The sequence below is a fragment of the Methanobrevibacter sp. genome, from assembly GCF_017468685.1.
Lineage (GTDB): Archaea > Methanobacteriota > Methanobacteria > Methanobacteriales > Methanobacteriaceae > Methanocatella.
On sequence record NZ_JAFUHT010000013.1, the window covers coordinates 1 to 18,874 of the forward strand.

Genomic DNA, 18,874 nt, shown 5'->3' on the forward strand with positions numbered 1-18,874 from the left:
GAAATTTGTTTTTCATCAAATAATCTTCCTTTTCTAGCTCTTACTCTTGCACTTGGGTTAAGATAAGGATAAATGTCCAAAATTGGTCTGGATGTAATGATTACAACTACTGCACCAACAACAAGTATTGCGATAACACAGAATACCAAAAAGGTTTCTTGTGTAAGACCTACAGAACTTATTAATGTTGCAATTCCATCTGCCATAATTTATCCTCCTAATTATTTAAATAATATTTCAGCAACTTCACTACGTAAGATACTTTTAAATCTATCTAATCTAGCTTCAATTGTGTTATTTACTTCAATATCTCCATTAGTGGTTTTTAAAACAGCTCCACCGATAGCATCAATAGGTTCACCTAATGTGAAATTGATTCCATCAATTTCAAAAGAGTCTGTACCTTGTGAAGATAAGTCTTGTTTGAATTTATTTGTATCAGCTTCATTTAATTGAATAATTAAATCATCACTACCAATTTCATCAGCAGCTTCTTTAATCATTTTACTTAATGAATCTTCATATTCTTCATCGCCAGAAGAAGCTTTAACTTTTAATTCTCCAATAGCTTGATTAAAAGCAGCTTCAATTACTTCTTCTTTAGCGCCTAATTCTGCTCTACGAGCATTCATCTTAGCTTCAGAGATAATTTGCTGATATCTCATATCAGATTGTTTTTTACCGTTTTCTAAAATTTTTGTTTTTTCAGCTTCAGCGGTTTTTTCAGCTTTTGCTTGAATAGCTGAAACTTCAGTATTTGCATCTTGAATGATTAAATCAGCTTTCCCTTGGGCTTCAGACATAATGCTTTCAACAATTTTACTTGTGCCTGAGCTCATATAAATTGCCTCCTTAACCTAAGATTCCACCGAATACCATAAGTAAAATAGCAATCAAGAAACCGTAAATAGCCTGAGTCTCTGGTAATGCAGAGAAAATAATACCACGTGCAAACATATCATTGTCTTCTACAATTGCACCTACAGAGGATGCTGCTGCCATACCTTGTCCCATACCGGAACCTAAACCGGCAAATCCGATGGATGCACCTACACCGATAGCTACAATACCTGCTTCAGTAGGTAAACCTTGTCCTCCACCGAGTAATCCTGAGAATACTAATAATAAGATTGCAACCAAGAAACCGTAAATAGCCTGAGTCTCTGGTAATGCAGAGAAAATAATACCTCTTGCAAACATGTCATTGTCTTCTGCAACTGCACCTACAGATCCTGCAGCTGCCATACCTTGACCTAAACCGGAACCTAATCCAGCAAAACCAATTGCTACTCCAGCACCAATAGCTGCTAAAGCAGTACCTAAAGCAATTTCTACCATATTTAATTCACCTTTGAAATAATATTGATTTTTTAAATTTTAATTTAAGATATAAATGAAAAATTTTTAATTTTTAATTTTTGTAAATGTTCTTTTTGCTTTGAAAGCTTCGAATTTACCTTTACCTTCCATGAAGAATTGTGAGAAGAACTCTACATAGTTAAGACGTAAAGCGTTAATAAATGCACCTAATACTTGGAAAGCGAAGTTTGCAATATGACCACCGATAAATACAATGATTGCGATAACAATTCCTGCATATGGAACCATATCATTAAGCATTACTGCTAAAATGTTTACAGTCATAGCAATACCACCGGTAGCTAAACATAATGCTAAAAGACGTGCGTAGGATAATACATCACCCATGTAACCGAAAATATCCATTACACCGTATGCACCGTTAGCCCATACCAACATTCCAATGGTTGCAATTATTAATATTCCTCCTAAGATCATGCCTATCATACCTATTGCAGGCATCATGAATCCTAAAGCAAGTAAGATAATACCAGCTTCGAAAACAAACCAACAAATTTGAGAACCGATAGCATCTTTCATGTTACCGTATCTGATGTTGTTAATAGCACCCATAATAAATCCGATATTGGTGTAAATAAGACCAATAACAATAGCTATTATCAAAATAGTATCTGGATGTACAAATGCTTCAACAGGAGCAAATACAGTTGGTAAACGGAAACCAGCTATTCTTTCTGGGAAGTCCCCAATAAAACCATTGGTTATTAAACCTAGTATCACGGCCCACAGCCCTGACCAGATTAAAATCCAACCAAATGAATGCATGGATTCTTTAACTTTTCCAAGTCCTCTTAATAATACTACCCCAATTGCAGCAACAACTAAACCATAAACTGCATCGGTTAAACAGAAACCGAAGAAGAATGGGAATGTGATTGCAACAAATATAGTTGGGTCAAGAGCATTGTAACGTACTGGAGAGTACATATCTACAAGGAATTCGAAAGGTTTTGCATACCATCCATTTTGTTGTAGGATAGGAACATTTTCATCATCTGTACCTTCAACCTCTATTGTTTCAAAGGCACAATGTCCATCAGAACTTTTTTCAACTAATTGTTCAACTTTCTCGGTATCTTTTACAGGTACCCATGCTTCAAGAATATAAGCATCTTTAGTTTGAACAAATGATGAAAGAATTTCGTTCTTTTCTTTTTCATTTTCTAATTGTTCTTTGAGTGCTAATATATCATCGTCCCATTGTTCTGCAACTGCATGCAATTCTGATTTAACAGATGCACGTTCTGAATCAATAGTCAATAATCTTGCATCAGCATTTGAAATAATCTGTTGAGGAGTACCTTCAACATCACCTACTTCAATTCTCTCAAAGTCAAATTTACGAAGTGTTGAATAAACATCATCACTATATTCTTTTAATGTTACTACGACGATAATTTCTCCTTCTTTATCATCCATAGGAACAGTAAAAACATCTAATTCATCTGTCAAGTTACTTAATTCATTTTTGATTTCTGAAGTAGATCCAGCATCAATCCTTCCAACAGTAGTAGAAGTGTACTTTGAATCTTTTAAAAGAGCTAAATCCATGTCAAAATTAGATAAGCGATTAGCCAAACTTTTATTAGACTTGAGTTCACTTGTTTCGGAGTCGAGTGCGGATAGTTTTTCCTCTATAACACTTGTTTTAGCCTCCACCTGAGCTAGAGTGTCTTCAGCTTTTTCAATAAAAGCTTCAGTATCTAAAGCTTCAACTTCTTTTTGAACAGGTAAATCTGGACTAATAAAAGACATCAATGTGTCTTTTAACCCATGGCCTTCTGATAAAGAATTTCCTAATAGTTCAGATATACCATTGGTTTTCATAAGAAGAGAAGATAATTTACCAGTATATGGAGTGGCTTTAGCAGGAGTTACTAATTCCGCTAATTCAGGATCTTGCTGAACGCTATCAGAAATATCACTGATTTGTATAAGTCCTGACTCATGGAGAGCATCCACTGTAGGAGCTACATACTTATCAAGTGTAACAATTCTAATTTTACGCATTCTAGCTGTCTTGAACATATAATCTCACACTACAAAATATTTTTGACAATAATGGAAGCAGCTTCATCAACATTTGCCATAGCTTTATCTTTAAGGGATTTAACTTCCACTTTGGATTGCTCAGCAATTGTTTGTGCTTCTTTTTTAGCTTTATCTTCTGCATCAAAAACAGTATCTTTAGCGTCGTCTTCTGCTTGCAATTTAGCTTGAGAAATGATTTCTTCAGCTTTAACTTGTGATTCATTGATTAACTCTTGTGATTGAGCTTCTGAATCAACAATAAGTTGTTCAGCATCAGATTCAGCTTTTTTTATCATTGCGATTGCGTCTGATATCTCTGCCATAATTAATCACCATGGTGTATTTATTTTTGTTGTGTAATATATATATCTTTTACTATTCAATTTTGTTTAAAGTTCGTAAAATCGAATTTTGAATTAAAAAAAGTATTTAAAAAATAATAATTGCATGAAAATTTTTAATAAAAAAAAGAATAAAAGATAAATAAATTATCTGTAAAACCATTTCAAAATACTAGGCGGTAATTTTTGCAAATAAGCAAGAATTGCAATTATAATAATAATTAAACCCACAATAGCAAATTCTAAATTGTAAGGATGAGACAGTAACATGTATCCGCTAACACCTATAACAATCCCTTCAAAAAAGAAAACCGCTTTGGTCCAACTTGGGTTAAACAATATAATAAAGTAAGCAACAGCTATCAATATTAAAATAATTGCAGTAGCCATAACATCATTTGTAATAGGCTGGTGTCTTAAGAATGGAGAAATCCCCCATACAACCAACATTAAAGCTAACATTACTCCAAGTAATTTAAACATTTTAATATTCGCCATAATAACACTCAATTTTACTTTTAACTTCATAATATTTATATTATTTCATATCAATTAATGTATATGGAACGAGCAGTTTGGATAATTTTAAACAAAAATTTCTCACTTACACTTGACGGAGAAATTAAAAATGATAAAGTAACTGACAAAAAATTCTCACCGGGCAATGATATCTGGACAGAAGAGATTCCTCGTCTGGGATTTAGTGATGAGAATGTTCAAAAAGACTATAATGAATTTGTCTCAGACATTTTTACATTATTTACAGAACCCCTTGCCAACGAAGTGTTCATTAACGCAAAAATTGGTGAAGAATCCGAGTATGTTAATTGTAAAAATCCATTGGTTATCAGAAAAATAGAAGAATATAGTGTTGATGAAATTATACAAGACGAGTAGCCTGTTTTAGTATTTCATCCATATCACTAAATTCTAAAGGCTCACCATTGTCTGCTACGGTTTCGGTGGTAATCAAAACATTTGGTGAAGCCCAAATAAATGAATATGCAAAATAAATTACATTTATAAAGATAACTATACCAATGAATGACAAGGCAACTATCAAGCATACTGCATGTATTAAAAGATTTCCGTACCTTCTTTTTTTCATCAAAATATAGTTATCCTGTTTTTCAAGTGTCTTGAATTTATTTTCAGACAAATCTTTTTCCAGTTTATCCATTTGCTTGGAATTATCTGCACTTAAAATATATAAACTCATTTTAATCTTTGTAAACTACAAATTCATCTAATTGTTTTCTTGGAGTTTCCCTTGGCTCAGCATTTCCATAGCCCAATGGAGAGAAAAGAACTGCTTCCTCATTTTCTTTTAAATCTAAAAACTCATGAGCTTTATACTTCTTGAATGCACCAATGTAACAAGTTCCAAGACCAACATCTGCCGCTGCAAGAATCATATGGTCCATAACTATTGTTGCATCGATGTCAGCTATATTTTTTTGATCCCAAGGCCTTGTCCATGCCTCATTTATAACTGCAACTACACACAACACATATGGTGCTTCAACAAACCATTTAGCTCCGTAAATTTCAGACAATTCATCTTTATACTTTTTGGTATCTATTACATAAACTTTAAACGGCTGTGCGTTAACACCTGTCGGTGCAATAGTTGCTGCATTTAGCACATAATCCAATTTTTCCTTTTCAACTTCCTTATCCAAGTATCCTCTTACACTGTATCTTTCATTAATTACATCTATAAATTCCATTTTATCATCCCATATATTCAACATTATCAAGGTCGCAAAATCTTCTAAATTCTTCTTCATCCATTCTTTCTTCATGACTGTGAGCAATTAAACCTGGAAGTCTGCCAATCATGAATATGCCCAATCCGAGTTCGGGATCAAATCCTAAATCAGACAATATTGCTGCATTTGCTCCGTCAACATTTAGTTTAATATGTTTTTTATCATATACCAAATCCTGCAAGGCCAATGCCAGTTTAATATGAGGACCAATATATCCTTTATTAATTGCAATTTCCATTAATTTATCTGCTCTTGGGTCAATATCATGATATCTATGACCAAAACCAGGTATTTTCTTACCCTTCACTATATACTCATTATAAATCTCAATTGCCAAACCTGCAATCTGTTTATTGTCAATGTCAGAATCATTGATTAAATGAATGGAACCGATTTTGGATTGAAACAATTCCATTGACTTTTCTATAGCTCCAGCATGTTTATTTCCAAAAGAAAGTAATGCACCAGCTATTGCAGAGTTTATTGGTGAACCAGATGAAGTAATCAATCTGGCAGTCTGAGTGCTGGGCGGTGTGACACCATGATCACAGAATGAAACTAAAACATAGTTAAAAATTTTACTTTCCTTAATTGAAGGCAATCTTCCTTTTAAAAGTAAAAAAACCATGTCACTATATCTGATTTTTTCAATCAAGTCTTTTTGATTATATCCTCGAGTTACAATCTTATCTTTTTCAACTCGGGTAACCGCAGTTTTTAAAGACTTTGGATTAACTTTAAAATTATTTTCTTGCATTTTTTTTAAACCTTGATATCGTTAATTATTAAATATTATATTAGTTATTACAATTTAAGTGTTGCCACTCTCGGTTCAACAAAGCAAGACGGCCTGATAGAAACTATCCTAACTCCACTTGCCCTTTGATTTCCTATATTTAAATAACATCCCAACACAGTTGTTTTTCCACCAAATCCAAGAGGGCCAATTCCAGAAATGTTCAATCTGTCTGTGATGTCTTTTTCATACTGATTCTGCTTGTCCAAGTTACCATAGGCAATTGATTTAAGCAATAGCGAAGTTGCCTCATAATGTGTTCTCCCAATACCTATAGAAGGTATTGAAGGAGTGCATCCCAACATTTTAAGCGATGATTCCAACCATTCACAGGCAGTATTTATTACATTTTCAAAAGAGCGCTTATGATAAACCCTTAAAGTTTTTGCCCTGATTTCAGGCCCTCCACCTTCAAGTAAAAAATGGATATTTAATGTATCAGAATCAATATCCCTTTTATATGTTGATTCGTCATTAACAGAATCTATTAAAATGGATGGTGGAGACAGTTTTCCTGGAGAGTCATATAAACCTTGGCTTTGCTCAATTTTTTCTTTGAAATTACCTTTTACAGCCATAGGTCTTGCAGGAAGATTATTCAAACCTGAAGCAATACCTTCATGAATCTGATTTAATAATTTTCCATCGATTTGTCTGTTTTCTCCCATCTCGATTATTACATGAGGAATTCCTGTATCATCACATAAAGGAAATTTAATTTTTTGTGCAACCAGATAATTTTCAAGAATCTGTTCTAAAGCCCAACGAGCATTTTCATTATCTTCAATGCTGATTGCATATTTTAAAGCACGCAGTTTATCATCTGAAAGATTGGTTGAAGCCGTAATAATGGTTTTAGAAATTTCATTTACAATATCCATAAAATCACTCAGGAATTGCCAAATCGCCAGATTTACGAGGTGAAACAATTGCTTCCGGACAATACTCATCAATCATTCTTTTAACAAGTTTGACTTGTTTTATGCGGGCTCTTGCTTCGGATTCTGTTGTATCCCAGTTATGATTAGCTGCAACAGATCCACCTGTTTTTAAATAAACTGGAGATGCAACTTTGATAAATTTTGGAACTTCATAATGTCTGATAAATCCTCCAGTGGATTTCGGATTTTCAGTATGTAAATCCAATGCCATATCAGTTGCATTTCGAATAGATGCAATCATATTAATCTGTAAATCCCTTACAGGATTTAGTGAATCCAAACCTTGAGCTTCAAGTAACTTTGCAGAAGCAGGATTGGAATGACCTGCATGAGCAGACAATTTAAAATGAACAGTTTTAGGGATTTCACCATTTTCCCTCATCTGATTTAAAATCCAAAGCAGACCTTCATCATATAGCAATATCCCTCGAACTCCAAGTTTACATGCTCTTTTTACATCTTCAATTGCATAAACTAGATTGTCATAACCTCTTAATCTGTAGCCTATTCTACTTCCTTCCTTTGTATGAACAGTTGCGGAAGTATCATATGTCGCTCTTGGACCAACTGACAAAAACAACTCACATCCATAGCTTTTAGCCAAGTCAACCATGTCCTGGATTTCTTCATCTGCCAGCATCATGATTCCTTTGGTTTGAGTTACACGATGAATGAAAATATCGTTTTTATCAGCTTCCTCAAGGAGTGCTTTCATTGTTTTTGGAGACTGAATTCCAGGAACTTCAAAACGAAACTGCCCTCCATCATCAAAACGTTTATTTGAAATGTAGTCTGAAGAAACTTCTTCAATACCTATTTTTTTAAGGAATTTTTTTGTATTTTCCATAATATCTACTCATTTAATTTGCGAACAACATATTTCATATTATATTCTTCAAGAGAATCAATAACAGTTAAATTATTTATATCATATTGCGGATTTAAAGCTTTGAATTTATCTATTAACTCTCTTAATTGGAACGGATTTTCAAAATCGCCCTTTGGAAGGAAAGTGATATTTTGAAATACTCCATTTCTAAAGCTTTCATCTAATTTTATAATTACATTAGATGGTCTTTTATCGGGATATAATTCATCAAGTTTATCATCTTTGACAATAATCATGCTGTTTACAATATTTTTTATGCTGTTAACCTTATCAACAGTGGAATAATTATCCAAAAGACCATATTCAATCAACAGATTAATTTCATCAACGCTTACCTCTCCAACAACTAACGAAATTGCAACAGCATATGGAAGACTCTGCCTTAACTCTTCAATATTTTTCGGATTGAAATTGTTATGCTCTGAAGCTACCCCATAGGTTTTAATGGCTACATTTTGAATGTGGTCATATTCCTCACCAATACTAGCTTTAAGTTTTAATGCAGTGTCAATTGAAGAATGCAGGTGCCTGCAAAATGGATATTTTTTAAAGTAGATATCTCTAACATGAACTTTTCCAACATTTTTCAGGGCATTTTCAAAAGAGAAATCCTCATGATTATAATCTTCATCATCAATAACCATTGCTTTTAAAAATCCTTCATCACCTTCAAAAATAGTTGGACTACCAGTAAAACCATTTCTTGCAAGATATGCAGATATGATTCCATTGTAAACCGCTTTTCCAACATGTAAAGATTTTCCCATACTTCCACCATGGTCGGATTCCAAAAGTCCTGCAGCCTGAGTTCCACATAGGCCCAATGCATTCAATGTTTGGTTTTCATCCAATTTAAGAAGTTTGGAAGCAACTGCTCCAGCTATGAAAGTACCTATTGTACCTGTTGTGTGAAATCCTTTGTTTCTGTGTTCAGGATTGACGAGTTTACCTAAAAGAATTCCCACTTCATAACCCACCATAACAGATTCTAAGAATTCTTTTCCAGTCAGGTCATGGCTTTCTGAAATGGCTAAAGCAGTGGAAAATATTACTGAACCTAAATGAATCTGAGCGCCTCTGTGACCGTCATCAAGTTCCAGCACATGTGCTGAGATTCCATTGATTAAAGCAGCATGCAAAACATCTGATTTGAGTTTGGTTCCAATAATGGATGCATTTAGATTTAAATTCAAGTTTCCATGAAATATTTCCTCAATGGTGTTGCAAGCTATCTTTGGAGCATCCTCATTAATTCCTCTGTAAGTAACTCCAAAATAGTCTAAAAATGCTGCCTTTACAGTAGTTATAGACTCTATGGTAGCTTGTTCATAGCGATAGTTTGAAATAAATTTAGAAATATTTTGTAAAAACATCATTTAACTATTTGTAAAAAGTAGTATTAAAATAGTTCAGTTATAAGTCTGAACAATTTTTCATAATGGGAAAATTATACTGCCGGAACACCAGTCAGGACCAAAACAATGTGCGCTACAATAGCTGCACCATAATATGTTGCTGCAATAACAAGTACAGTTATTACAATTGCTTTCCAGCCTAATGCTTTAAATTCATCCCAACTTTTACCCATTCCAATACCGACATATGCTAAAAATACAGTCACTATGGATAACAATTCAACTTGGGAAACGTAATGCAAAACGAAATCGGAAGTAGGCATACCTGGAAATGCTAAAACAATACCCATTACACTGATATAAAGAATTGAAGAGACATTCAACGGCAAGTATCTTTCCATCCACACACCTAAAAGTGTGATAATGGACAGTATTGCCATTCCAACAAGTGACCCTTCCATAGGATGATGATAACCTAAATAATTACCTATTACAGTTATGATTGAAAATATCGCCAATAGAAATATCCAATTTAAAATTCCGTGAACGGTTACATTTTCAGATCCATCAATCAACTCAGGCATTTAGTCATCCTCCTTTTTATGCAATAAGGAATCTCTTCCAATTTTAGGCTCTAGCCAATTATACATTTTTTCAGTTAATGGAAGTGCAACGAAAATCACAATATATATTCCAACACAGAATGATAATAAATTACTGAATCCGGCAAATGCTTCAATCTGTGTTTCCATTCCAGGAAATGCTGCAAGAGTCGGACCAATTGCCGCTGCATTCATACTTGCACTGCCCACACCACTTGCCATAGCAAATGCATATGGATGAAGTGGTAAAAATGATAATGAAAATGTTACCAAGAAACTTATAAATATTGTACCAATTACAGTACCTATAATAAATATTGCAAATACCCCTCTTGATTCAGGAGAGTTAAATCCATATTTATCCACTACAACTGCAACGTTTGGTTCCCTACCAATGGAATTTGTCATACCAATAGCTTCTTTTTTAAATCCAAGCAATAATGCTATAGGAAGAACCAATAGGGTTGCTAGGTGCCCAAGTTCCTGCAATATCAGAGCGGGACCCATATCAAATATCAAACCAATAGACTGACCACTTGAAACAGCAAGTTTTGCGATTAAAACACCAATGAAAAGCATCATTGCCCCTTCAGCAATTCTTGCTTGTTTTCTTTGAATCCATTTTATTGGTTTTGCCAAGTAAAAAACAAGTCCTAAGATAATGGTATATATTAAAGGCATTATTGTGATGGAAACATCTTTAGTGAGTGGAATTTCAATTGTACCAATCATTTCAGCAATTATGACTAAAACAAGTACAGTAAAGTGTAATCTATAATCTCTCCACGGATTTTTCTTCAAAATACGCTTATCCGTCTTTTCCCTATAAATATGTTCCACTTGAGTATCTGAACTTTTATCCGGAATAATAATCCACTCCCCACATTCATGATAAAATATCAAAATGTATAATATATTTAATATTTTCTCAAAACATATTATATAAATTAATAGCATTTAATTCTCAAAAATTCACAAAAAGAGAATAAAAAATAGTAATAATTTTCACAAAATATGAAAAAAACTAAGATTTAAACATTCGACAAATAGGTTTTGACAAATGTCTTCTTGCAGAAACAGGTGTTTCATAAAATTGAGCATTTTTTAAATTACGTTTAATTTTAATAGGAACTTTTTCATCTGAGTCTATTTTCCTGCCGCACTTTTTACATTTGAAACCCTTGTTTTTTCCGGCAGAAGTCATTCTTTTTCCACATTCACAAACAGGATTTCTATACTCAACATCAGTTAATCTAATTACCTGGAATTTCTCAATATTGAAGGTATTCTGCTCACCGATTCCACCATAAACCTTTATAACATCACCAGGCAGTAAATGAGAAACCGTTTTTCTGAAGTTTTTAGTAGGTTCATATGCTCCGCATTCAATCTCGCCCGAGCCATCTTGAATATAGAAAAACATATGCCCTCCATCAATTATCGTAGGTTTGTTTTTCACTTCACCTTCAACACAGTAACATCCGAACTGCTTCATGTCAGAAATCCTAGATGCTTCCTGGATATGCATATCGGTATGCTGGTTTGTTTTGAAAATGCACCAATCATCAATTGGTTCTGATGCTGTAACAATGTCCTGAGCAATTTTCAATGACTCTACATTGTTTGATCTGATTCCATATAATACAGGGCAAGGTGTTTTTGGCTCAATAGCAATATAATTCTCAGAATAATCAATATTTTCAAATGTATCAGGAAAGGTTTGCCTATCCATCTCATAAACAGATTCATAATCTATCCTTCTAGGGGTTCCGAAGTTTTCAGGAGCCCTGTAAGCAAGCAATTCATATGTATAATCACTTAAAGGCAAGCTGATTGAAGCGATTGAACCTATGATTCCCCTTCCCTTTTTGAATTTATGAATTTCACAATCGACAGATTTTCCAAATTTCTCAGCCTCATCAATAGTTATAAACTCATAAATTGCCCTAAATGCATATTTTTCCATTTCAGGAGTGATTTCGCCATCATAAAAGATAACACCCGGATTAGTATTGTCACAGTCAAACATTGACAGCTTTTCAACTTCATCTAAAACAATGCTTTTTGCCAAACTGGCATTATCATCATTCAATATTTTTAAAGCTACACCACCATTTCCACGAGTCTTATGGCGGGCAAAAGGGTTTAGTCTAATCAATCTGGGATATTCCACTAAATCAATTCCATTTTCCTTAAATTTATTAATGATTTGACTTGCAAGATAAGTTGTACACATTCCATCCGGAGAATCCGTATCATCTATTCCTATATGTAAATACTTAATTGAAATCACCTACTAAAATATATTAATGTTAGGATAATATATAGTTTAACAGAGGTATTGAAAATGTTAACCCGAAGCCAAATGCTACACAATATCGAAAATTTATTGAACTCCCAAGGTTATAAAACATCCGACATTTATGATCAGGGCTCATTTGATATTGTGGCAAGAAAAAACTTACAGATATTACTCCTAAAAACATTTCTAAACATTGACAGCATTAATGAACATAATGCACATGAAATGAAACAGCTAGCCAATATTTTCTTAGCTTCTCCAATAATAATTGGTGAAAAATCAAGAAACGGGTATTTGGAAGATGGAGTGATATATGAAAGATACGATATTCCGGCAATCGGCTTTGAAACATTGAAAAGCATGATTTTATATGGAGAGTATCCTGAAATTTTAGCCGACAGGGGAGGATACTTCGTTAAAATTGACGGCAATGTCATAAAGCAATACCGTGAAGAATATTCCATGTCACTTAAGGACTTGGCAAGTTTAGCTCATGTATCTCGTGCTACAATGTATAAATATGAAAATGGAATTGTTCGTGCAAATACTGAAACTGCAATGATTCTTGAGGAGATTCTAAATACCAAAGTGACACTTGATATTGACTTATTAAAACAGCCAAAAAAAGAGGACATTGAATATTCAGATGACGTTAATGATTTATCAAAACTCGGATATGGAGTAATATCCACAAATAAAAGTCCATTTGATGCAGTAGCTAAAATGAAAACTTCTGACAAACATTCACCACTAATGGCAAATGTTGAGAAAAACAGAAGTGAAAAAACTTTAAAAAGAATGGCAATCCCTCTAAAAGATTTATCGATGGTTACGACTTCAGAACCTGTTTTTATCATAAATAACGAGAAAATTAAAGAATCAATAGGCAGCGTTCCAGTAATTAAATCATGGGAACTGAAAGAGTTTGAAAATTCAAAAGAATTACTAAAGATGATTAAAGAGAGAAAGGAAAATTAGAGTGATAATATGGAAAACTTGCAAATAACAGATATGGAAAATCATCCAATTAAATGGGTTTGTAACTTTAAGGGTCAGAAAGCTATTGGAATTTGCGGAAAAACCCAAAAAATAGCAATGTTTGCTTCAGATGAAAGAGTATCCAGAATTCTTGACGACATAGTCATTGGAACTGATGAAGCTCAGGAAGGATATGGCTGCGAAGAAAAGGACAGATGCTGCAATTTTGAATGCGAATTATGTGAAATATCCCCAAGACAATACCTGCAGATTACAGGCAAAAAACCATCAAATAAAAATATAAAAGATTTAATCAATGGATTAGCTGACCTTAATCAGTCCCTTGAAGCAGAGGGTCACATACCATTTGACAAATATGAAGTAGTGAAACTTTAATATTCCTTTAACAATTCAAAGTCTTCACGAGCTTCACTAACTTTTGCAACACCCATACATATCGCATCTACAAAATCGACATTTTTATAAAATGTAAACGCCTCTTTTGGTTTTAAAACACCGGCTGCCAATATTCTGGTAGCTATTATCTTTTTATTTAAACTTTTAATTTTATCAATGAATTCCTGTCTTTGAGAAGCATTGAATGCACTGATATCCATCATATAAGATAAACTGTTATATGGAATCATATAAAAATCAAATAAATCCATATCCAAATTATCTGCAAGCAAATCTGAAGTTCTTGATGGAAATGCAGTAACAAGGCCAGACAAAGAACCGCTATCATTAATCCTGGCCAATATTTTTGAGGTTAATCTCCAATCATATGCATCGGTTATGAATTCATCAACAAGCATCAATGGACAGTCATATTGGCTGAACAGTTCAATGTCTTCATCCCAATCCGCTTCTTTTGCAATCTCATAATTGGGATTTAAATAGTCAACATCACTTTTACCAATGGTTGCAATCACTTTCATCTCACATCCTGCATCACAAGCGATGTCATAAGCTTCAAGCAAATTAGAATCATTGACTAAGTTAATTGCCCTTACACCCTGATTGTATGATTCAATGATGACTTCAGCTGCATTTTGAGGATCATTATATAAATCATCCAAATATAATCTTGATCTGTGCCCATAATAAAGTTCTGCCATAAATGGCCCATAGCCCAAAATGCATTGCGGAATTTCTCTTTGTTTATATTTCAAATCCTCAAAAAACATTTTATCACTACTCTTTTTCAACTACAACAGCAGTTCCATAAACCAATATTTCCTGCATCACATCGGAGATTTCATTTGAGTCAAATCTGATTGCAACAATACCATTAGCCCCTAACTCTTTTGCATGATCAATTGCTCTTTGCAAAGCCTCTTCACGAGACTCTTCCATCATTTTAACATATTGTGTAATTTCACCACCGAAAAGAGATTTGATTCCTGCACCGATTTGACCTCCGGCACCCCTACTTCTAACAGTTAAACCATATATAAATCCTTTTGTTTCAACAACCCTAAATCCAGGAATGTCATTTGCAGTAGATATTGGAAACTCATTTACAGATACCATATTTTTCACCTAAACCAGTTATCAATATACTATTAATTACAAAATTATATAAATTTATCAAAAACTCAAAATTAACTTATGATTTAAATATAATAAAAAACATATTTTTAAGTAATATTTATGATTAAATATTTTGAAATTATGGTGAAAATATGAAAGTACTTATTGCTGATGCTATTAACGAAAAAGGTATTGAAAATTTAAAGGAAGTAGCAGATGTCGTAGTAGATACTGAAATTACTCCTGAAGAATTAGCAAATACCATAAATGAATACAATGGAATCATTGTAAGAAGTCGGACAAAATTAACTGCAGACATTATTGAAAAAGCAGACAATTTGCAAATAATTGCCAGAGCAGGTGTTGGAGTAGACAACATCGACCTCGATGCAGCAACTGAAAAAGGTATTATGGTTGTAAACTCTCCAGAATCAACTTCAGTTACTGTAGCTGAACATACTATGGGTTTAATCTTAAGCATGGCCCGTAAAATTTCAATTGCTGATAAATCCGTTAAAGAAGGCAAATGGGAGAAAAAACAATTCATGGGAGTTGAACTAAGAAACAAAACTCTTGGTGTAATTGGTATGGGAAGAATCGGTTCCCAAGTGGTTAACAGATGTAAAGCATTTGGAATGGATGCAATGGCATATGACCCATACTTGCCTGAAGAAGTTGCAAAACAAATGGGCGTTGAATTAACTGACTTAGACACTGTACTTAAAAACGCTGATTTTATTACAATACATGTTCCATTAACTCCGGAAACTGAACATTCAATTTCCACTGAACAGTTTGAAATCATGAAAGACACAGCATACATCGTAAACTGTGCTCGTGGTGGAATTATTGATGAAGAAGCATTGTATGATGCATTAGTAAATAATAAAATTGGCGGTGCTGCATTAGATGTATATGAAGAAGAGCCACCTGCAGCTGATTCAAAATTATTTGAGTTAGACAATATCGTATTAACACCCCACATTGCTGCTTCAACCAAAGAAGCACAAAGAGATGCAGCTATTATTGTAGCTGATGAAATCATTGAATTAATTAAAGGAAACAACCCTAAAAATGTTTTAAACATGCCACGTATTGACAATAACACTTACCAAGAATTAGCTCCATACATGGAATTATGTGAAAAATTAGGTAGTTTCATCTCACAAGCTGTAAACGGTAAAATCCAAGAAATCGAAATTATTTACAGTGGAGAATTAGCTGAAATAGACAATCTTGAAATTTTAACAAGAACCGTTATCCAAGGTGCTGTTAACCCATTCCTAAGTTCACCTGTAAATGCAGTAAATGCTTCCCTTGTTGCTAAAGACAGAGGAATCAGCATTACTGAAGGTAGAAAAGACAATGCAAAAGGATATGAATCATTAATTAAAGTTATTGCAAAAAGTGAAAGTGATGTTTTCTCAGCTGAAGGTACTCACTTACATGAAGCAAGAATTTTAAAAGTAAATGGATATTGGGTAGATGTCATTCCTGAAGGACACATGTTCATTGCCAAATATGAAGATGTTCCAGGAAGCATTGGTAAAATTGGAACCAAATTAGGAGAACATAACGTCAACATCGGAATTATGCAAGTTGGAAGAGATGAAAAAGGCGGCAGAGCAATTATGGTCTTGACCTTAGATAAAGAAATTCCAAAAGATGTTATTAAAGAAATTCAAGCTTTAGATAATGTTTATGAAGCTATTGGATTAGAATTATAATTAAAAAACAATTTTCACCATAATTGTTTTTTATTTTTTATTTTTACTTATTTTTTTAACACTACCATCAGGATTAAGTTCAATCCTAATTACTTGGTGAGGCAATTGGGTGTTAGACATTATATCTATTTGATTTGATGATGGATTGTTAAGTTTATGGCTTTTTTCATATTCTTCATAGTGATTTACCCTTTCCTCATCAAGAGTCTTGAAGAATTCATCATCTTCTTCATCAAAAAAACCAGGTTTAAAATCATCACTATCCGTGACGACATCATTTTCGTCAAAAAATTCATCTGGATTATTCTCATTTAAATATCCATAATCTCCAACTGTATAATCCATTGGATTTCCATGACGATCATATGATTTAAATGTTTGTAAAGAATAAGGCAAGCATACAATCATGTGAAAATATCCATTTTTTGAAAATGTCATTAAATCTGCATCTGATGGCCTTGCACTTGGTCCTGGGTGTGAGTGCACAGATCCCCAATATTTTGTATTCATCGGAATCATCTCAGTGTGAACTACAGCTCCGGTTTCACAAGTTTCACCAGGAACAAATATCAAACCGGTGATGTAAAGAATTTTATCCTTTATCTCACCATCGAAAAATGCCAAAAATTCATTTGGGTATGCCTTTTTAGAGTAATAGATTACGGATTCAAGAACCTCACGGTCAACCCTGACTTCACTAAATTCCTCATCATTGTTTCCGAATAGTTTTGATATAAAACTCATTTTATCACCTTAATTTCTCTGAAGAATTTCTCATTGAATATTGGAAGTTCCCAATCTATGTAAACATGACTGCGGTAGGATATCTGGTTTTTATTTTCTTTTTTATTAAAACCTTCGATTTTTTTATTCTTCCTATATATTCCTATTCCACGTTTTTTATAAGTTTCAATATCATTTAAGTTAATGTTATTTTCAAACAATAATTCGTGAATTTCATTTAGTTTCATGCCATTTATTTTATCGTTAGCTTCAGAATTTGAATAGTTGTTTTTGAGGTATGAAATCCCATATGAGTTGACACAATTTCTCCAGGATTCATCCTGCCTCCATTTGAAATATTTCAAAATATCCTCCTCAGCAATTGGAATAATTCTTGAGTCAAATGCTGGAGGTTTCCTAAAACTAACATTATAATTAATTACAAATGAACTAGCTGTAAAACTAGCTATTACAGAGTTAAGTTTTTCAATTCTGCCATCAAAGGGCAGTTTATCGAAAAGCAAGCTTATCTCATCTGAAAAAGTGTATGCAAATAACGGGGAGAATTCTTTGAATAAATCCTCACAAACTTTAGCCATAACCTGATAAAATCTTTCATCATAAGGTTTAATCAAATCCAAATCACGAGCTAATTTATGAAATGCTCTACCATCCAGTCTAACGATGATTTTAGAGTTTTTTGGAACTTTTAGAGATGAATAAACTTCAAAATCCTTCATTACATTCCCACACTAATGGTTTCATTGAAACTTTTAAGCAAACGAATAGCTGAAAGTGCCGCCAACATGCTTGTTTTAGGATTAGCTGCACAAGGATAATTCATAGTAGTTGTTTTAAACTCACCAAAGTCCCCTTTAGCTGTGATTTCATGCACATTTCTATCAACATTTGGATCAACTATAATTTTAACATCAATGTCCTTTTGACATGCAATGCTTATTGTTGCAGCCACATTTATGTTTAATGGAAATTCCTTAACGGCCTGAGAAGCTTTACCTTCAAATAGCACTTCTTCACTGTCGATGTCTTTGCCTAATGATTTTGGTGATTTTCTTGTAACAAGACTCACTTCCTTAAGACCGAATTTGGCAACAGCCTTAATTCCATCCAAACCGACAATTGCTCCAGAAGGCAAGTGTATCTTAGCATTATTCTGTTTAGCCAATGATTCCAGTTCTTTATAAAATTCATTATCCATTAATGCACCAATACTCATTACAATCATATCAATTCCATGAGACAATACTTTTGGAGCATATTCTTTAACAGACACTGGCGCAGCACATTCCAATATCAAGTCAACCTTATACAACATGTCATCAAAGTCAAGCACTGCAACTCCATCAGCCAAACTTGCTAAATTTTCAGCTCTTTCAATATCCTTATCAAAAAAATATGCAATTTCAATATCGTTTTCTTCAGGAACTATGCTGGTTGTAATAATGTTAGCAATAGCTCCACAGCCTATAATACCTACTTTCAT

General features: G+C 33.5%; 23 protein-coding genes and 1 pseudogene. 4 read left to right on the forward strand and 20 right to left on the reverse strand.

The annotated features are described in order from the left end of the window. The 6 genes and pseudogenes from IJ258_RS02290 to IJ258_RS02315 form a co-directional block, all read right to left on the reverse strand. Positions 1–206: pseudogene (locus IJ258_RS02290) on the reverse strand (V-type ATP synthase subunit C); the annotation flags it as partial. 15 nt (positions 207–221) lie between these two features. Continuing rightward, positions 222–839 carry a V-type ATP synthase subunit E gene (locus IJ258_RS02295; RefSeq protein WP_292802270.1) on the reverse strand — a complete coding sequence of 206 codons (618 nt, stop codon included), beginning with the start codon at positions 837–839 and terminating at the stop codon, positions 222–224. A gap of 13 nt (positions 840–852) precedes the next feature. Continuing rightward, entirely contained in the window at positions 853–1,338 is a 486-nt protein-coding gene (locus IJ258_RS02300) for a V-type ATP synthase subunit K (RefSeq protein WP_069573492.1), read from the reverse strand. A 66-nt stretch (positions 1,339–1,404) separates the two neighbouring features. After that, complete coding sequence (locus tag IJ258_RS02305) at positions 1,405–3,408, reverse strand: V-type ATP synthase subunit I (RefSeq protein ID WP_292802273.1); 2,004 nt, start codon at positions 3,406–3,408, stop codon at positions 1,405–1,407. A gap of 11 nt (positions 3,409–3,419) precedes the next feature. Further along, a complete protein-coding gene (locus IJ258_RS02310; protein ID WP_292802276.1) occupies positions 3,420–3,734 on the reverse strand; it encodes a V-type ATP synthase subunit H in 315 nt (104 codons plus the stop codon). A 165-nt stretch (positions 3,735–3,899) separates the two neighbouring features. Next, positions 3,900–4,202: a hypothetical protein gene (locus IJ258_RS02315; protein WP_292802279.1), complete on the reverse strand. Its 303-nt coding sequence runs from the start codon at positions 4,200–4,202 to the stop codon at positions 3,900–3,902. 105 nt (positions 4,203–4,307) lie between these two features. On the opposite strand from IJ258_RS02315, the gene IJ258_RS02320 reads away from it, so the two are divergent. After that, positions 4,308–4,649 carry a hypothetical protein gene (locus IJ258_RS02320; protein ID WP_292802282.1) on the forward strand — a complete coding sequence of 114 codons (342 nt, stop codon included), beginning with the start codon at positions 4,308–4,310 and terminating at the stop codon, positions 4,647–4,649. On the opposite strand, the gene IJ258_RS02325 is transcribed toward IJ258_RS02320, so the two are convergent. The 9 genes from IJ258_RS02325 to IJ258_RS02365 form a co-directional block, all read right to left on the reverse strand. Beyond that, entirely contained in the window at positions 4,633–4,971 is a 339-nt protein-coding gene (locus IJ258_RS02325) for a hypothetical protein (protein ID WP_292802285.1), read from the reverse strand. The genes IJ258_RS02320 and IJ258_RS02325 overlap by 17 nt on opposite strands. 1 nt (position 4,972) lies before the next feature. Beyond that, positions 4,973–5,482 carry a nitroreductase family protein gene (locus IJ258_RS02330; RefSeq protein ID WP_292802288.1) on the reverse strand — a complete coding sequence of 170 codons (510 nt, stop codon included), beginning with the start codon at positions 5,480–5,482 and terminating at the stop codon, positions 4,973–4,975. A 4-nt stretch (positions 5,483–5,486) separates the two neighbouring features. Then, a complete protein-coding gene (locus tag IJ258_RS02335; RefSeq protein WP_292802291.1) occupies positions 5,487–6,281 on the reverse strand; it encodes a citryl-CoA lyase in 795 nt (264 codons plus the stop codon). Between the two features lie 47 nt (positions 6,282–6,328). Then, on the reverse strand, positions 6,329–7,201 hold the full coding sequence (locus IJ258_RS02340; RefSeq protein ID WP_292802293.1) for a fumarate hydratase: 873 nt from the start codon (positions 7,199–7,201) through the stop codon (positions 6,329–6,331). A 4-nt stretch (positions 7,202–7,205) separates the two neighbouring features. Continuing rightward, positions 7,206–8,108 (reverse strand): peptidase, encoded by a 903-nt coding sequence (locus IJ258_RS02345; protein ID WP_292802296.1) that lies wholly within the window; start codon positions 8,106–8,108, stop codon positions 7,206–7,208. Between the two features lie 5 nt (positions 8,109–8,113). Further along, on the reverse strand, positions 8,114–9,526 hold the full coding sequence (locus tag IJ258_RS02350) for an MmgE/PrpD family protein (RefSeq protein WP_292802299.1): 1,413 nt from the start codon (positions 9,524–9,526) through the stop codon (positions 8,114–8,116). 71 nt (positions 9,527–9,597) lie between these two features. Beyond that, positions 9,598–10,089 carry a hypothetical protein gene (locus tag IJ258_RS02355; protein ID WP_292802302.1) on the reverse strand — a complete coding sequence of 164 codons (492 nt, stop codon included), beginning with the start codon at positions 10,087–10,089 and terminating at the stop codon, positions 9,598–9,600. After that, the gene (locus tag IJ258_RS02360) at positions 10,090–11,010 is read right to left on the reverse strand and encodes a DUF3100 domain-containing protein (protein ID WP_292802304.1); all 921 of its coding nucleotides are present in this window, start codon (positions 11,008–11,010) and stop codon (positions 10,090–10,092) included. Positions 11,011–11,131: 121 nt separating this feature from the next. Next, on the reverse strand, positions 11,132–12,400 hold the full coding sequence (locus IJ258_RS02365; RefSeq protein WP_292802307.1) for a tRNA(Ile)(2)-agmatinylcytidine synthase: 1,269 nt from the start codon (positions 12,398–12,400) through the stop codon (positions 11,132–11,134). 54 nt (positions 12,401–12,454) lie between these two features. On the opposite strand from IJ258_RS02365, the gene IJ258_RS02370 reads away from it, so the two are divergent. Then, positions 12,455–13,387 carry a transcriptional regulator gene (locus tag IJ258_RS02370; protein ID WP_292802310.1) on the forward strand — a complete coding sequence of 311 codons (933 nt, stop codon included), beginning with the start codon at positions 12,455–12,457 and terminating at the stop codon, positions 13,385–13,387. A gap of 9 nt (positions 13,388–13,396) precedes the next feature. Then, positions 13,397–13,783 (forward strand): hypothetical protein, encoded by a 387-nt coding sequence (locus IJ258_RS02375; protein ID WP_292802313.1) that lies wholly within the window; start codon positions 13,397–13,399, stop codon positions 13,781–13,783. Here IJ258_RS02375 and IJ258_RS02380 read toward each other — a convergent pair. Both IJ258_RS02380 and IJ258_RS02385 read right to left on the reverse strand, forming a co-directional pair. Beyond that, positions 13,780–14,574 carry a hypothetical protein gene (locus tag IJ258_RS02380; RefSeq protein WP_292802316.1) on the reverse strand — a complete coding sequence of 265 codons (795 nt, stop codon included), beginning with the start codon at positions 14,572–14,574 and terminating at the stop codon, positions 13,780–13,782. The two genes, IJ258_RS02375 and IJ258_RS02380, sit on opposite strands and share 4 nt — an antisense overlap. Positions 14,575–14,581: 7 nt before the next feature. Next, positions 14,582–14,920 (reverse strand): heavy metal-binding domain-containing protein, encoded by a 339-nt coding sequence (locus IJ258_RS02385; protein ID WP_292802319.1) that lies wholly within the window; start codon positions 14,918–14,920, stop codon positions 14,582–14,584. A 152-nt stretch (positions 14,921–15,072) separates the two neighbouring features. Here IJ258_RS02385 and serA point away from each other — a divergent pair, with 152 nt between their 5' ends. Beyond that, positions 15,073–16,647 (forward strand): phosphoglycerate dehydrogenase, encoded by a 1,575-nt coding sequence (gene serA, locus IJ258_RS02390; RefSeq protein WP_292802323.1) that lies wholly within the window; start codon positions 15,073–15,075, stop codon positions 16,645–16,647. A gap of 30 nt (positions 16,648–16,677) precedes the next feature. Here the strand turns inward: serA and IJ258_RS02395 are convergent, their stop codons facing one another. From IJ258_RS02395 to IJ258_RS02405, 3 genes are read right to left on the reverse strand one after another with little or no spacing between them, the layout of a single operon-like run. Continuing rightward, the gene (locus IJ258_RS02395) at positions 16,678–17,391 is read right to left on the reverse strand and encodes a Mov34/MPN/PAD-1 family protein (RefSeq protein WP_292802326.1); all 714 of its coding nucleotides are present in this window, start codon (positions 17,389–17,391) and stop codon (positions 16,678–16,680) included. Next, entirely contained in the window at positions 17,388–18,110 is a 723-nt protein-coding gene (locus IJ258_RS02400; RefSeq protein ID WP_292802329.1) for a tRNA(His) guanylyltransferase Thg1 family protein, read from the reverse strand. Before IJ258_RS02400 ends, IJ258_RS02395 begins: the two co-directional genes overlap by 4 nt. Next, positions 18,110–18,874 carry an aspartate dehydrogenase gene (locus tag IJ258_RS02405; RefSeq protein WP_292802332.1) on the reverse strand — a complete coding sequence of 255 codons (765 nt, stop codon included), beginning with the start codon at positions 18,872–18,874 and terminating at the stop codon, positions 18,110–18,112. The genes IJ258_RS02400 and IJ258_RS02405 overlap by 1 nt, the downstream gene beginning before the upstream one ends.